General features: G+C 41.9%; 2 protein-coding genes. Both read right to left on the minus strand.

Features of this window, described 5'->3' with window-relative positions; all coding sequences use genetic code 11:
- The coding region (locus KDK19_RS23835; RefSeq protein WP_257293098.1) for a hypothetical protein at window positions 1-790 on the minus strand (790 nt) is incomplete at its 3' end.
- The coding region (locus tag KDK19_RS23840; protein WP_257293099.1) for a hypothetical protein at window positions 777-1,182 on the minus strand (406 nt) is incomplete at its 5' end. The genes KDK19_RS23835 and KDK19_RS23840, both read right to left, overlap by 14 nt.

Genomic DNA, 1,182 nt, shown 5'->3' on the forward strand with positions numbered 1-1,182 from the left:
GAGTAACACCATCTTCCGCAACACCTAACTGCCGAACGGTTAACCTAGAACCTTTGACATGAACATCTTCATAGCCTTTTAAGTTAACAGTACCTTTTTTGGCACCTTCGATAACCGCTACTGTGGATTTTCGCGCAACAGGCTGATAAACCTTTTTACCATTCTCACTCTTGGTTGCTTCCATAACTTCCAATTTCTCGGGAAGAACACCAATCAAGTCTACAAAAGTATTAACAGGCTTGATTTTGATTCCATCACTCTCGATATCAACACCCGTTACTTCATCAACATCTTTCAGATAGATGACTGTAGATCGTATAGCTCCATCTTTCGCGACACGTACAGACGTACCTTCTTTAGCAACAAACGCATCGAGGGCTCGTTCCTTTGTACCAAAACCTTGATGCACGACACTGGATTTCTCAGAAAGAACAACGGTACCGTATGCCCTCTTATCAAGAGCGTCTCCAGTCGCAGCTGATGCTATCACAGGCAATGTCTCACCTTCTTTAAAGCCACTACCTAAACCACCCAGTTCAAATACTCTGGTTTTAAAGCCAAGCTCAGCCATTTTACCATTGCCATCCACCATTAATTCAAAGACTTCTTCAACCTTAGCGAGCTTCTCAAGAACTATTTTTCTAACGCCTTCGTCAGATAAGTCCAAGCCTTTTAGTACGATTGCATCGGGAGCCACCTTAATCTTTTTAGCTACATTGGTAGCCTCATCTATCACTTCCTTTTCAATAAGAATGGCATCCTTAATTTTCGCATCTTCAAGTTCTAGCAAGCTTTTTTACGTATAAGTCCCTTGCTTGATTAAGGCTTTGTCCAGCGCTTTTAAGGAGCCCCTTATTGAGACCATAATCTTCACCACCGAAGCTGGATTTTGTTTCTGCAGCATCCAATGATTCAAGATCTCTTTGGAATTTTCCCAAAGCAGACTTTTCACGATTTACTAAAGGTTTTTCTTCTGTTGGCTTGCCATCATCAGTGGCAGTGGATGCACTTTTTTCATTCAACAAGAAGAATTCAGGTGCTTCAGCTCGAAGATGCTTCCAAAAGCTGATGTTGAGAAAGAAACGCTCATCATCCGTGTGTTTTTCGTCATACTTAACCTTATAAGTCTGATAGCGAGCAATTGCCATATCAGCCTGTTTTTTCAGCGGATTATCAGCAGCC

Source organism: Endozoicomonas sp. ONNA1, assembly GCF_024606325.1.
Classification (GTDB): Bacteria; Pseudomonadota; Gammaproteobacteria; order Pseudomonadales; family Endozoicomonadaceae; genus Endozoicomonas_A.